Raw genomic sequence first — 14,306 nt, 5'->3', positions numbered from 1 at the left:
GAAACTCTTAATTTTTCTAATTAAGTAAATTATTATAGGGCCGATCAACCTTATAGAGCTGTTTAATTAATTTAAGCTGATCTTTAGCCTCCTTAGAGTATCCATTATAGGCAAGAACTTTCGCATACTTATATAAATCAAAATGTGTCAAATAAAGAGAAACCATCTTTCCTATAGCCTCTATCTCTTCCTCACTTAGCTTTTGTTTCGGATTTAGAGAAATCCAATATAATCTAAAATTTAACTCATCTAAGATATATAACTCTCGCTTCTGTTTAAATTTCACATTAGAGTTATATAAACTATGATCAATCGCTCTATGATTCTCCTCAATATAAAGCAAATAGTCTTTCCAAACAAAAAACAAACCTAGTATTAGATAAAAACTATATATAGCAATATATCTAAAGGAAAAAGTATAAAATTTTAAGCTTGGATTAGCTGATAATATTATTGCTATAAAAATTCCAAAAGGTATCAAAAAGTATGCATAATGCAAAGGATACTCAAGCATTGAGTGAACCAATAAAGTTACAATCATACAAAAAGCAAATAATTCCTCTATTTTTTTTATTTTTAATATTGAACTAAAAATTATATATATAAAGTATAAAATAAATGATACACCTATAGGTATTCCACACCATACTATTATATCAACCAATAAATTATGACTACTTGTTATCCAAACACCAATTGGATATTTTTCCATATTTTGATATTGTGCCAGCGCTGTTTGATTCCAACCATAACCAAACCAAGGTCGTTCTAGAATTGCGTAGTACATTTGAATCCAAAAATCTATACGACCACTACTACTTACACCTCTTTCGACACTAGAACTAATATTAACAATATTCAATCCAAATATTTTTGCTATAAAGTTTGATACATTTACCAAGTAAATACTTGATAAAAAATAAAAAATAAATGAAAAAAAATAATAAACTAATACTTTTGTATGTGCAATTTTTCTAAAAACGATAAAAACAAATAACAAGGATACAAGTGTAACAACAGCAGTTCTGGACTGAGTTAAAGCTATAGAAAATATAAAAATTATAGTTAAGATAGAAAATAAATAAAATTTAACTTTTTTCTTTAAATATAAATAAATTAAACTTAAAAAAGAAATAATTTGAAAAGTAGCCATATTATTAGGCTGTGCGAAATTTGCAAACGGTCGTGAGCCCACTAACGGAGTGATAAACGCTATATTAAAGTCAGGATTTAACCACTGATATATTGCAAAAATAGCACTAATAAAACCAACTACCACAAACATCCAGTTTAAATTTATAAAAAAAGATGTTTTTTCATACTCATTTTTATATACGATATTATATGTAATAATAATCAAAAAAAATAGTGTGATTAAATAAAATGAATTTATAAGAGCGTGGCTAAAAAAATAAATTTGACCTAAAAAAAACTGTATTACTGGTAGAAAAGATAATAAAAAAATTGGAATAATATTTTTTGGTAAAATAATATTTTTATTATTAAAAAGACTTAATATTAAAAAAATACAACCTACAAAAACCAGAATTTCACTTAAAAATGTTAGCCAAGGACTATAATGTATAGGTACTAAGTAAGATACTCCTATAGAAAATAAAAAAAATAAAAAAAACAGCTTTTTCATTATAAAATTTCCAAAAAAAACCACACTACATAGTAGTGTGGTTTTTCTGATTAAGTTATTACTTAATTTCACATTTAACGTTGTTTGCTAAATCACATTCAACTTGATCTTTAGCTGCATCCAAAGGATTCTTAATATCACCAACTACTTTAACAGTAGATGCAGTAGTACCTGTAATATTAACAGCAGAACATGCTCCAACTGGAGCAGAAGCTTTGTTAACTTCTGCTAATGCAGATGCGAAAGTCATATTAGGATCATTTATATCAGTGTAAACAGTATTTGCATAAGCTTTAACTTCTGCTAAACATGCATTCTGAGAGGATTTCTTAGAGTAATTTTGATAAGCCGGAATGGCGATAGCCGCCAAGATACCGATAATAGCCACAACGATCATTAGTTCGATTAAGGTAAAACCTTTTTGAGCGTTCATAAACATTCTCCACAAATGTTGTTAATTTAATTATAAGCTTTGTAAGCTATTTTAATAGTAGCACTAAACGTGCCAACTTTTATTATAGACAATTCCCACAAAAAAACAGCACCTTACACAAAAAAAATTTAGAACTTTAAATTTGAATGTGTATTTTTGTTAAAAAGTGACAAATTTTGTCAGGTTAAAAATAAAAATTTAACAAATTTTGTCATTTTTAGAGCAGCTGGTCACATTTTTTTATTTTAAAAATAAACCTTTCACACATTTATTTGCATTTTTGATCTAAATTTCGGCAAATTTAGCTTGTGTGCGGTGATTATCTTTTGTGCTAATGAGACATCCCCCTTTTTGAAAAAAGTGAGCCAAATGAAGTGAAGAATGCTGCTCATGTTTAGAAATCTTTCCTAAGCTCTCTTAAAAAAAGAGAGAAACATTCATTATAAAATTGACTTCATGTACAAACATGCTTTTCAAGCCTCCCCCTTTGAAAAAGGTGAGCCATGTATGACGCAAGGAGGGTGATCAAAAAAGAAAGAAATACTAACAGCTCTCAGCCCAAAATAATCGGGGCATTACTCAATTCATTTTGCTGATCTAGCAACTGGCGGTCGTAAAACGCATCCAAAATTTCACCAATTTCTTGCACGCCTGTGATTACCGCTTGTCGATACTGCTGCTGTGCCAAACCTTGCACAATATGCGTACAGACTTCATCCCACACCTGTTGCGTGGTTGCTGTTTTAATGCCACGATCAATCACAATTTCCACTTTGCGTTCACACAAATTCAGGTACAGCAAAACACCGCTGTTTAGTTCAGTATCCCAAACACCTAGCTCTGCAAACAACTGACGTGCGCGGGTATGCGTATCTATCGCATACGCCAACCGCGATGGTAAACAACCTTCAATCACCACCTGGATTTCACCCACATGCCCATGCTCGGCAGCAGTCACCGCTTCTGCAATGGCATGTTGATCCTGCGCATTAAAGAAACGCTTAGTAGCAGGCAAATAAAAGAAGTGCTTGAGCCAACGCTTCAAACAGGGTCGAGTCACTATTTCGGTTTTAGGCTGGGTAATAATTTCTGTTGTATCGGTTGTTGTTACCATGATCCTGATGCACCTCCCCCACCAAAGCCACCGCCTCCGCCGCTATAGCCGCCTCCTCCACCAAAACCGCCACCGCCGCGTCCGCCACCACGCCCTGCAGAGGACAAGAAAATTTGGAAAATGGTCTGTGCAATGGCAGTGATGAGTAAAAAGAAAATTCCCGCGCCAATCATTAAACTGGTGATTAAGCCTGCACCATTGACCAAACCTGCGACTGTACCTGCCACGGCAGCAGTTGAAGCACTGAGGCGTTTTCCGACAATCAGTGAGCCAATTACCCCTGCAATTAAAATAAATAAAGCAGTGCCCAAGGTTTTTTCACGCGCCTGTTGCTCTTGCAAGGCTTGTTCCTGACGTTGTTTCAGTTCTTGCGCTGCCTGTGCCGCAACTTCGGGGTCTAAGTTTAAAATCCGTTCAATTTCTGCCAAGCCTGCATCTATGCCTTGTGCATATTGCGCTTGTTTAAAATAGGGGGTAATGCGTTGGTTAATAATCCGACTGACTACAATATCGGGCAGCACGCCCTCTAAACCGTAACCCGTTAAAATCTGAATACGGCGGTCATTGACCGCAATTGCCATCAACACACCATTATCTTGCTTGGCAGAACCGAGCTGCCATTGTTCTGCGACCCGCATGGCAAAATCGAAAATATCTTCCTGCCCTGTGGTCGGTACAATCACCACCCCAATTTGCGCTTTGGCGTGTTGATGTAAATTTAAAATCCGCTGGCTGATTTGCTGTTTTTCTGCAGCAGTGAGCAAATTGGCTTGATCGACCACGGGCTGATTCAAGGTCGGCAAAGCACGGATGGATTCACCCTCTGCCATATCATTGGCAATTTGCGGTTGCTGAACGGTTGTTTCTACAGGTGCTTGCTGAGTGGTAGATGTAGGCTGACGTGAATTTGTAAGATCAGGAATAGGGTTTGCACTTTGAGGATGCTGTTGCTGCACAATTTTACCCAGCACTACAGCTTCGGCGGTTTCATCGGTTGCGGTGGCAACTTCACTATATGCCAAGCAGCTGAAACACATAACTGCCATGAGCAGCAGCATCTGCATTAGATTTATACAGGTCTTGCTGTGCGATTGCAGCATCCAGACATCCTCCTAGGCGTTATTCAAACGAAACTTTGGGTGCTGTTTGTGCGCTTTGTTCGGCACTGAAGTTTGGTTTAGTGTCCATACCAATGACTTTTGCGGTCATCACTTGCGGGAACTGACGTGCATAGCTGTTAAAGTCTTGCACTGTGCTGATGTAACGGTTACGCGCCACGGCAATACGGTTTTCTGTGCCTTCTAGTTGTACTTGTAAATCACGGAATTGCTCATTGGCTTTTAAGTCTGGATAATTTTCAGACACCGCAATTAAACGTGATAAGGCACTGGTCATTTGCGCCTGTGCTTCTTGATATTTCTGGAATAACGCAGGGTCTTCCAATACCGACTTATCCACTTTTAAGCCTGCGACATTGGCACGTGCCTGAGTGACTTCAGTCAAGACTTGTTCTTCATGCTTGGCATAGCCTTTGACCACATTCACCAAGTTTGGCACTAAGTCAGCACGGCGTTGATATTGGTTTTGGACTTCTGACCAAGAAGCAGTCACGGCTTCATCTTTCACTTGTAAGGTGTTATAGCCACATCCGCTTAATGTCAAAGTACTGGTTAAAGCCACCGCGAGCATGGTTTTTTTTGTGAAATTCATACATTAACCTCTAAATTTTCTTTGTATTTGTTTGAAATGATTTCATTCTAACGTGAAATTCTGACCTGTTTGTGTATTTTGTTTAATCTGAGATATCAACAGACTGGTTACATCAAAAAATAACCTGGTACAGCAGATTGAATTGATATTGAAGTTTCAGCTCTTAAACCTTATATAAATCAGGGATGGCAATATATTCCATAAGAAGATGAGCAGGATAAATATCCAATGAAAAAAGGACTGAATTCCTTAAAACTCAGCCCTTTTAAGATCTAAGCAAAACAAACTCGTTTAGAGCTCTAAATAATCTAAAATACCTTCTGCCGCCTGACGACCTTCCCAAATTGCAGTCACGACCAAATCAGAACCACGCACCATATCGCCCCCTGCAAAAATTTTCGGGTTAGACGTTTGGAACTTAAATGTTTGCTGTTCTGCTGCCACTACACGACCTGAACCGTCTACCCCAACATTTGCAGAGGCAAACCAATCTGCAGGGCTGGCACGGAAACCAAAAGCAAGCAATACTGCATCGGCAGCTAAAACCTCTTCTGAACCTGGCACAGGCTCTGGACTTCGACGACCACGACTGTCAGGCTCACCCAATTGCGTGGTGACCACTTTCACACCTGTGACTTTACCATTTTCACCAACAATTTCAATGGGTTGACGGTTAAATAAGAAGTCCACCCCTTCTTCACGGGCATTGGTCACTTCACGGCGTGAACCTGGCATATTGGCTTCATCACGACGATAGGCACAAGTGACTTGCTGCGCACCTTGACGAATAGAAGTACGGTTACAGTCCATGGCAGTATCCCCACCACCCAGTACAATCACTTTTTTACCTTCAACACTGATGTATTCTGCAGGGTCTTTTTCCCAGCCTTGGCAACGGTTGACATTGGCAATCAAGAAATCCAGCGCATCATAAACACCATCTAAATCTTCACCAGCAAATCCACCTTTCATATAGGTATAAGTGCCCATGCCCATGAACACGGCATCGTAATCTGCAAGCAATTGTTCAATCGTGATATCTGTACCAATTTCGGTATTTAAACGGAATTCAACCCCCATGCCTGAAAAAATTTCTCGGCGGCGTTTCATCACGTCTTTTTCCATTTTAAATTCTGGAATACCAAAGGTCAGCAAGCCACCAATTTCAGGACGTTTGTCAAAGACTACCGGTTTGACGCCATTACGCACCAAAATATCGGCACAGCCCAAACCTGCAGGGCCTGCACCAATAATCGCAACTTTTTTATCGGTCCATTTCACATGCGACATGTCTGGACGCCAACCCAAGGCAAAAGCAGTATCATTGATGTACTTTTCGGCATTGCCAATGGTCACTGCACCAAAACCATCATTTAAGGTACATGCGCCTTCACACAAGCGATCTTGTGGACAAACCCGTCCACAAACTTCAGGCAAAGTATTGGTTTGATGACACAATTCTGCTGCCTGAAAAATACGGCCTTCAGAAATCAGTTTAAGCCAGTTTGGAATGTAGTTATGCACAGGGCATTTCCATTCACAGTATGGGTTACCACAACCCAAACAACGATGGGTCTGATTCGCCGCTACTTCTGCAGTAAACGGTTTATAAATTTCCACAAACTCATTTTTGCGGACATCGAGATCTTTTTTCTCTGGATCTTGTCGTGCTACATCCAGAAATTGAAAGTCATTATGTAGGCGTTCTGCCATGTCTTTCTCCGTAGGTGGGTGTAGATAACTTCACTTTTACGCTGGGTATAAGTCTAAAGTTATCCACACCTGCCGAATGCTGAGTCGTGGATTATTGTGGATCTGCTTGGGTAGTTTTTAACAAAGTCTGCAAGTTGGCAGCTTTTGGTTTCACCAGCCAGAATTTACGGCTATAGAAATCAAACTCATGGCGGATCTTATACGCCCACGCACTGCCTGTTTCAGCAATGTGTTCATCTAAAATACGTCCTAAGAATGCTTTATGTTCTTCCATCGCTTCCGTTGAAATACGATTCAGCTCAATCAGTTCGTGGTTGTAACGGTCTACAAAGTCATTATCCAAATCCAGTACATAGGCAAATCCACCTGTCATGCCCGCACCAAAGTTGTGTCCCACTTTGCCCAATACCGTGACAATCCCGCCAGTCATATATTCACAGCAGTGGTCGCCTGCCCCTTCAATCACAGCGAAGGCACCTGAGTTACGCACCGCAAAGCGCTCACCTGCCGTACCTGCAGCAAATAATTTACCACCGGTTGCACCATAGAGACAGGTATTACCAATTATCGCTGTGTTTTGAGTTTGGAAAGGCGAACCTTTTGGTGGGAAGATGGAAATTCGTCCCCCCGCCATGCCTTTACCCACATAGTCATTGGCATCACCTTCAAGTTTGATATGCAAACCACCTGCATTCCAAACACCTAAAGATTGTCCCGCAGTACCCGTAAGGTTCAATTTGACAGGATGATGTTCCATGCTCAAGTTACCATAACGACGCGCAATTTCACCTGAAATACGCGCACCAATTGAACGGTCACAGTTGCTCACATTAAAGTAATATTCGCCCCCTGTACCTGCTTCAATTGCAGGCAACATCTCTGCAATCATTTTTTCAGCCAAGATGCCTTTGTCAAATGGCGCATTGCCTTCAACCTGACAGTATTGCGCTTTGCCTTCTGCCGCAGGGTGCGATTCCAACAAGGCGCTTAAATCCAAGTGCGCATGTTTTTCGGTTTCACCCGGTAAAATTTCTAGCAAGTCGGTACGACCAATCAAGTCTTTCAAGCTCGCAACACCCAGTGCCGCTAACCATTCACGGGTTTCTTCCGCAATGAAAGTGAAGAAGTTGATCAGCATTTGTGGTTCACCAATATAGTGTTCCTGACGCAAATGATCTTGCTGCGTTGCTACCCCTGTTGCACAGTTATTTAAGTGACAGATACGCAAGTATTTACAACCTAAGGCAATCATTGGCGTTGAACCAAAACCGAAGCTTTCCGCACCTAAAATTGCCGCTTTCACCACATCTAAACCAGTTTTTAAGCCACCATCGGTTTGCACACGGACTTTGCCACGCAAGTCATTCACACGCAGTGCCTGATGCGCCTCGCTTAAACCCAACTCCCACGGTGAACCTGCATGGTGAATAGAGGACAGTGGCGATGCTGCGGTACCGCCATCATAACCCGAGATGGTAATGAAGTCGGCATAGGCTTTAGCGACACCTGCTGCAATGGTACCCACACCCGGTTCAGACACCAGTTTGACCGATACCATGGCTTGCGGATTGACTTGCTTTAAATCGAAAATCAATTGTGACAAGTCTTCAATCGAATAAATATCGTGGTGCGGTGGTGGTGAAATCAAAGTGACACCCGGCACAGAGTAACGTAAACGGGCAATCAAGCCATTCACTTTACCACCCGGTAACTGACCACCCTCGCCTGGTTTTGCACCCTGTGCCACTTTAATCTGCAAAACTTCTGCAGAGGTTAAGTAAGCAGGTGTGACCCCAAAGCGTCCCGAAGCAATCTGTTTGATTTTCGAGTTACGAATCGTGCCATAACGCGCAGGGTCTTCACCGCCCTCACCTGAGTTTGAACGCCCACCAATGGTGTTCATGGCTATCGCAATGGCTTCATGTGCTTCTGGTGACAACGCACCCAAAGACATGCCCGCAGAGTCGAATCGCGGTAAAATTTGTTCAACCGATTCCACTTGATCTAAGGCAATTGAATGGTCTGTTTTTAACTTGAATAAATCACGAATGGTTGCAATTGGGCGATTATTCACGATTTCTGCATATTCTTTAAAATCTGCATAATTGCCTGAACGCACCGCTTTGTGTAAAGCGTTGATCACATCTGGGTTAAAGGCATGGTATTCCTTGCCAAATACAAATTTCAGCAAACCGCCCTGATCAATTGGTTTACGTGATTTCCATGCAGTATCTGCCAGTTTTTTCTGATCATTTTCCAGATCGGCAAAGGTAGCCCCCTGAATACGGCTTGGCACACCAATAAAGCAAGTATTCACCACTTCAGCAGACAAACCCACCGCTTCAAACAACTGACCACCACGGTAAGAGGCTACAGTTGAAATCCCCATTTTGGACAAGACTTTGAGCAAGCCTTTTTCAATGCCTTTGCGGAAATTGCTTTGCGCATAAACTGGATCGCCCAATAACTCGCCTTTGGCAATCAAATCATTGATCACATCATAAGCCAAATATGGATACACAGCAGTTGCACCAAAACCGAGCAATACTGCAAATTGGTGCGGATCACGGGCAAAACCTGTTTCCACAATAATGTTGGCATCGGTACGTAAACCGACTTGAATTAAGTGGTGATGCACTGCACCAGTCGCCATGACCGCATTGGCAGGCAAGTAACCTTCACGGATTTTTTTATCGGTGAGTACCAATAAAGTTTTACCCTCACGCACCGCTTGTGCAGCAGTTTCACAAATCCGTTGAATCGCAGCTTGTAAACCTTCATTTTCAGCATAGTTCAGATCGATGTCTGCAATTTCATAGCCTTTACGACCCAAAGTGCGAATTTGGTGCATTTTGGAGTTGGTCAACACAGGACTTGAGATAATCAAGCGGTCTGCATGTTCTGGGCCTTGCTCAAATACGTTTTGTTCACGACCCAAACAGGTTTCCAAAGACATCACGATCGATTCACGCAATGGGTCAATCGGTGGATTGGTCACCTGCGCAAACTGCTGACGGAAATAATCCGACACATGACGTACCTGACGTGATAATACTGCCATTGGCGTATCATCACCCATGGAACCAACGGCTTCTTGACCGCTTTCTGCGATTGGACGCAATAATTGATCACGCTCTTCAAAGGTCACCATAAACATTTTTTGTGCAGCTTTTAAGGCATCACCTTTTAAACCCTGATCACACAAATATTCTTCAAGCTCTGGGCTACCTTGTAAACGGATTGAATTTTCACGTAACCATTCACGATAAGGACGCATTCTTTTCAGATGGTTATTTACATCCTGCGTATCGAGCACTTTGCCAGTAAAGGTATCCACCACCAAAATTTGACCAGGACCAACACGTCCTTTAGAAATTACATCTTCAGGCTCATAACCCCACACCCCAATTTCAGAGGCCAAAGTAATGTAGCCATTTTTAGTGATCACCCAACGTGCAGGACGTAAGCCATTACGGTCTAACATACAGATGGCATGACGACCATCCTGAATCACTAAACCTGCAGGGCCATCCCACGCTTCCATATGTTTAGAGTTAAATTCATAGAAAGCGCGTAAATCGGCATCAATGGTTTCGACGTTCTGCCATGCAGGCGGAACCAACATACGCAAGGCACGGAATAAATCCATTCCGCCACCCACCAGAATTTCCAGCATATTGTCTAAGCTTGAGGAGTCTGAACCTGTACGGTTTACAATTGGGTTTAGCTCTGTCAAACCTGGCAATAATGGATTTTCAAATTTAGGGGTACGTGCCATCGCCCAGTTCCGGTTGGCGGTAATGGTGTTGATTTCACCATTGTGTGCCAAGTAACGGAAAGGCTGCGCCAACGGCCAACGTGGCAAAGTGTTGGTCGAGAAGCGCTGGTGGAACACCACAATATGTGATGCCAAACGCGCATCGGCAAGGTCGGTATAGAAGTCTGCAATAGCTGCAGGCATCATCAAACCTTTATAGCTGATCACGGTTGAGCATAGCGTGGTCACATAAAAATATGGATCGGCAGTCAATTGCTGCTCGGCACGACGGCGCGCCAAAAATAGTTTGCGGTTAAATTCAACCTCAGTCACCCCCAATGGGCAATTGACAATAATTTGCTCAAAAGCAGGCAAAGACTGCATGGCGATTTCGCCCAATGCCTCATTATTGGTTGGCACCACACGCCAAGCCAAAACTTTACAGCCTTCTGCTTCAATTTCTTTGGTCAGGATATTTTTAGCATGTGTCGCCAAAGCAGGGTCTAGGTTCAGAAATACTGTACCCACTGCAAAAATTTCGCTCAGGGTAATGTCACTTAAGCGTTTTGCTTCTTCACGGAAAAATTGCTTTGGCATCGCCAACAGCAAACCACATCCATCGCCCGTTTTACCGTCTGCGGCAATACCACCACGGTGGGTCATGCAACTTAAACTATGAATGGCAGTCTTGACGAGATCATGGCTTGCATCACCCTGCATATGGGCAATTAAACCGAAACCACAGTTATCTTTAAACTCATCCGGTTGGTATAAACCTTGAGCGGGAGCTACAGTATTAGGCGATGGCATGTGCATAGCGTACCCTTCTTTTACTTGCCCAATTGGGCCAATTAAACAATCTGTTTTTGCGATTTAACTCAATTTACAACTCTAAACATCAACCTTGGGTAAATGAAATGTCACACATTTATTTCAATCAATGCCGATTAAAAAGCCTGAGTAACCGATCCATCATTTACGCAACTTTTACACTTTAATGTAGCAGGCAAATTTGACAGTTTCGCACAATCATTGAATCTTTTTTGCGCCAAAATAGGGACAACAACTCAATTCACGCACCAATAAAAGCAAAAACAATGCCAACTTTATTTTTTATTCGCACATGAGCCAAATCTCAGCTTTAACCCTAAAAATGTAAAATCAGATCACATTTTTAAGTCAAATTCGCACTATTTTTGTGCATTTCATTATTTTTATACACCATGCTGCGCCATTTTAGAACGCATTTTTTAGTGAGAAGAATAATTTTTTTAGATCAAATTGGTGCAATTGAGCCAAAATAGCTCAATGCGAATCATAGACAAAAAGAATAGAACAAATAAAGGCAAGCGATGGTTTGAATGACTAAAATGAAGCTAAAAGAATATTGGAAATGTTTGTGATTAGTTAAAAGGATCGCGCACTTCAGGTTCAGGTACATCGGGCTGAGCAGGTGCTGTACCACTTTGTGATTTTTGTACATCCACGACATTACCCTCCTGATCACGGCGGGTAATTGTAGTGCTGGTGGTACTATTTTGCGGTGCAACTGCCTGCGTAGTCGGTGCAGTCGTTGTGGTTGCAGGTGGACGTGCCAAAGCACTTTCATCTATTTTAGGCACAGCAGCAGGCCGTAAATTTACCGCATGCAATTTGGTATTTAGCCCCATCTCATCTGCCCCTAAGTCATTCACATAAGGAATATAATCTTCCCATTGCACGACAACAGGCTGAATGGTTTCAGGAAATTTGAATGGCAATGCGGTCAAAGTCTGTGCAGCGTCGCGTTTATTGCCAAAACTGCCATATAACATCACATATTGTTCTGCCTGTCCCTCACCACTTAAACGGATATAAAACAGCTTGCTCCGATCTGTTTGCTTTTTAATAAAACTTTTAATGATGTTTTCATCATTGACCCGAAACAGTTCAATCGTGCTGTTATTTTTTTGTTCCTGAATAAATTTAGTACCGCGAAACTCAGCCTCATGCAAACCAGAAGCCGTTAAACGCGTGGTGAGTTCCAAAGGTCTGACTTCTTCTTGCAAGCCACCCAAATAGGTGGTTGCAGCAACCTTCTCGGGTTGAATTTGTAATTCAATTTCAGACTCTGGTTGTTTTTCAATTTCAACCAGTTCTTCACGGTCAGTCACCGCCCAAAAAATCAGTGCCGCTAATAAACACAGCACCGCGCCCAGCAACCAAATTGACTGTTGAATTTTTTGCCAGTGTGTACGCAGTGCTGTCATATGCTGCCTTTTATGCTTGATTGGCTAAAATCGCCTGTTTCATCAATTCTAAGTCAAACTCTTTGGTGATGATGGCTTGACCCAATTGCTTCATGAGCACCAAACGTAATTGACCATTCAGCACTTTTTTATCGTGTGCCATATAAGCCAAAAACTGATCCAGTGGAATTTGCGGACATACTATCGGTAAATTGGCGCGAGAAATGATATTTTTTGTACGCTGCACATCTTCTGCAGAAATCCAGCCCATACGCTGTGATAAATCGGCTGCCATTACCATCCCTGTCGCAACAGCTTCACCGTGTAACCATTCACCATAACCCAAATAAGATTCAATTGCGTGCCCAAAAGTATGCCCAAGATTCAATAAAGCGCGTTCACCTTGCTCTTTTTCATCATTGGCAACAATACGCGCTTTATGTGCACATGAACGATATACCGCTTCTGCCAGTACAGCAGGATCACGCGCCACTAATGCTTCCATGTGCGTTTCAAGCCATTCTAGAAACTCGACATCACCCAAAAGCGCATATTTAATGACTTCGGCTAGGCCTGCAGACAACTCACGCTCAGGTAAAGTATTCAGTTGCGACATATCGGCCAGCACCACTTGGGGTTGCTGAAACGCGCCAATCATGTTTTTACCCAATGGATGATTAATCCCTGTTTTGCCACCGACACTTGAATCGACCTGCGACAATAAAGTGGTCGGTACTTGAATGAAGTACACTCCACGCTGAAAACTTGCCGAAGCAAAACCTGCCATATCGCCAATCACGCCACCGCCCAAAGCCAGCACCGTACAATCACGGTTAAAACCCGCTTCTAGCAAGGCATCAAAAATAAGGGTGAGATGCTGAATATCTTTGTATTTTTCTCCATCAGGCAAAATACAGGTTGCCACTTTCTTACCAAGTGCTTCAACAGCCGTCACATAATGACTTAAATACAAAGGTGCAACCGTGGTATTGGTCACTATCATGACTTGCTGACCTTTAATATAAGGTGCAAGTAATTCTTGGGGTTGAAGATCACTGCCAATAAAAATTGGGTAACGGCGATCGCCAAGTTCAACGTGTAAAGTCTGCATGAAAAAGTCGCTTTCTACCTAAGATATTTGCTCTGAAACAATCGTATTTAAGATTTTTTGCGCCAAATCTCGCGCAGCACCCTGATTGGTTTCAATAATATAATGTGCCACCTCACGATACAACGGATCACGCACTGCAAGCAAATCACGTAATCTTTGTTCGGGGTTTTCGACTTGAAGTAAAGGACGGTTTTTATCGCGATAGGTTCGCTGAAGTTGAATTTCGACAGGGGTATATAGATAAACAACAATACCACGTTGTTTTAAGAAGTCTCGATTCGGGGCTTGAGTCACCGCGCCGCCACCTGTAGCAAGTACAAGTTTATGCCGTGTGGTTAACTCATCAATAACCGCTGTTTCACGACTACGAAACCCTTGTTCACCTTCTTTTTCAAAGATCCAAGGAATCGTAGCGCCAGTTTTGCGTTCAATTTCATGATCACTATCTAGAAATTCACGCCCTAACAATTCCGCCAAATGGCGTCCTACAGTGGTCTTGCCTGCCCCCATCGGCCCTACCAAATAGATATTTGGTAGGGTGTCAAACTCTTTGCTTAGCAAGGAGTCACCTATAAATTTTGTTTAAATTGAAAAT

Annotated in this window: 10 protein-coding genes; all 10 read right to left on the bottom strand. The window is 41.7% G+C overall.

Annotation, left to right across the window (positions count from 1 at the left end):
• Positions 1-16 precede the first annotated feature (16 nt).
• Positions 17-1,645, bottom strand: coding sequence for a PglL family O-oligosaccharyltransferase (locus FTU35_RS04605; RefSeq protein WP_180064537.1), 1,629 nt, complete (start codon positions 1,643-1,645; stop codon positions 17-19).
• A 58-nt stretch (positions 1,646-1,703) separates the two neighbouring features.
• Positions 1,704-2,078 carry a prepilin-type N-terminal cleavage/methylation domain-containing protein gene (locus FTU35_RS13560; RefSeq protein ID WP_373686811.1) on the bottom strand — a complete coding sequence of 125 codons (375 nt, stop codon included), beginning with the start codon at positions 2,076-2,078 and terminating at the stop codon, positions 1,704-1,706.
• Positions 2,079-2,631: 553 nt separating this feature from the next.
• Positions 2,632-3,192 (bottom strand): TPM domain-containing protein, encoded by a 561-nt coding sequence (locus FTU35_RS04595; protein ID WP_180064536.1) that lies wholly within the window; start codon positions 3,190-3,192, stop codon positions 2,632-2,634.
• Positions 3,186-4,292 (bottom strand): YgcG family protein, encoded by a 1,107-nt coding sequence (locus FTU35_RS04590; RefSeq protein ID WP_180064535.1) that lies wholly within the window; start codon positions 4,290-4,292, stop codon positions 3,186-3,188. Before FTU35_RS04590 ends, FTU35_RS04595 begins: the two co-directional genes overlap by 7 nt.
• A 19-nt stretch (positions 4,293-4,311) precedes the next feature.
• The gene (locus tag FTU35_RS04585; protein ID WP_019836149.1) at positions 4,312-4,902 is read right to left on the bottom strand and encodes a LemA family protein; all 591 of its coding nucleotides are present in this window, start codon (positions 4,900-4,902) and stop codon (positions 4,312-4,314) included.
• A 291-nt stretch (positions 4,903-5,193) separates the two neighbouring features.
• On the bottom strand, positions 5,194-6,615 hold the full coding sequence (locus FTU35_RS04580) for an FAD-dependent oxidoreductase (RefSeq protein WP_180064534.1): 1,422 nt from the start codon (positions 6,613-6,615) through the stop codon (positions 5,194-5,196).
• A 91-nt stretch (positions 6,616-6,706) separates the two neighbouring features.
• Positions 6,707-11,182, bottom strand: coding sequence for a glutamate synthase large subunit (gene gltB / locus FTU35_RS04575; RefSeq protein WP_180064533.1), 4,476 nt, complete (start codon positions 11,180-11,182; stop codon positions 6,707-6,709).
• 593 nt (positions 11,183-11,775) lie between these two features.
• Complete coding sequence (locus FTU35_RS04570; protein ID WP_180064532.1) at positions 11,776-12,621, bottom strand: hypothetical protein; 846 nt, start codon at positions 12,619-12,621, stop codon at positions 11,776-11,778.
• Between the two features lie 10 nt (positions 12,622-12,631).
• Complete coding sequence (gene aroB / locus FTU35_RS04565) at positions 12,632-13,711, bottom strand: 3-dehydroquinate synthase (protein WP_180064531.1); 1,080 nt, start codon at positions 13,709-13,711, stop codon at positions 12,632-12,634.
• Between the two features lie 18 nt (positions 13,712-13,729).
• Positions 13,730-14,272, bottom strand: coding sequence for a shikimate kinase AroK (aroK, locus tag FTU35_RS04560; protein ID WP_004974468.1), 543 nt, complete (start codon positions 14,270-14,272; stop codon positions 13,730-13,732).
• Positions 14,273-14,306 lie beyond the last annotated feature (34 nt).

The sequence above is a fragment of the Acinetobacter sp. YH12095 genome (genome assembly GCF_013419245.1).
GTDB classification, from domain to species: domain Bacteria; phylum Pseudomonadota; class Gammaproteobacteria; order Pseudomonadales; family Moraxellaceae; genus Acinetobacter; species Acinetobacter towneri.
This window is presented reverse-complemented; position numbering and strand designations above follow the sequence as displayed.

What these genes read in the sequence shown, in the direction of transcription:
- FTU35_RS04605 (WP_180064537.1), bottom strand. Translation starts at nt 1,645, where the DNA reads ATGAAAAAGCTGTTTTTTTTATTTTTTTTATTTTCTATAGGAGTATCT.
- FTU35_RS13560 (WP_373686811.1), bottom strand. Translation starts at nt 2,078, where the DNA reads ATGAACGCTCAAAAAGGTTTTACCTTAATCGAACTAATGATCGTTGTG.
- FTU35_RS04595 (WP_180064536.1), bottom strand. Translation starts at nt 3,192, where the DNA reads ATGGTAACAACAACCGATACAACAGAAATTATTACCCAGCCTAAAACC.
- FTU35_RS04590 (WP_180064535.1), bottom strand. Translation starts at nt 4,292, where the DNA reads ATGCTGCAATCGCACAGCAAGACCTGTATAAATCTAATGCAGATGCTG.
- FTU35_RS04585 (WP_019836149.1), bottom strand. Translation starts at nt 4,902, where the DNA reads ATGAATTTCACAAAAAAAACCATGCTCGCGGTGGCTTTAACCAGTACT.
- FTU35_RS04580 (WP_180064534.1), bottom strand. Translation starts at nt 6,615, where the DNA reads ATGGCAGAACGCCTACATAATGACTTTCAATTTCTGGATGTAGCACGA.
- gltB (WP_180064533.1), bottom strand. Translation starts at nt 11,182, where the DNA reads ATGCCATCGCCTAATACTGTAGCTCCCGCTCAAGGTTTATACCAACCG.
- FTU35_RS04570 (WP_180064532.1), bottom strand. Translation starts at nt 12,621, where the DNA reads ATGACAGCACTGCGTACACACTGGCAAAAAATTCAACAGTCAATTTGG.
- aroB (WP_180064531.1), bottom strand. Translation starts at nt 13,711, where the DNA reads ATGCAGACTTTACACGTTGAACTTGGCGATCGCCGTTACCCAATTTTT.